The organism is uncultured Shewanella sp. (assembly GCF_947491715.1).
In the GTDB taxonomy this organism is placed as follows: domain Bacteria; phylum Pseudomonadota; class Gammaproteobacteria; order Enterobacterales; family Shewanellaceae; genus Shewanella.
The window spans coordinates 1-209 of the sequence record NZ_CANLKR010000167.1; the positions used below are offsets into that span (position 1 = coordinate 1).

A 209-nucleotide genomic window follows, 5' to 3' on the forward strand; every position below is an offset into this window, starting at 1 on the left:
TTAATGCAACTGCTTATTGATTACGCAGATGATAACGGCCACTGCTTAGACTCACTGAAACGAGTGCTAATGAGTGGGGATTGGATCCCGACCACTCTCCCGACGCAAATCAACGCGTTAAATCCACATATCACCGTGATGAGTTTAGGCGGCGCAACAGAAGGGTCAATTTGGTCCATATGGCATGAAATAGAGGAGGTGAAACCAGA

1 protein-coding gene is annotated in these 209 nt (G+C 46.9%); it reads left to right on the forward strand.

All coding sequences use genetic code 11. The annotated features are described in order from the left end of the window. Positions 1-209, forward strand: a 209-nt coding sequence (locus Q0779_RS23945) for a hypothetical protein (protein ID WP_298776779.1), incomplete at both ends; no start/stop codon positions are given.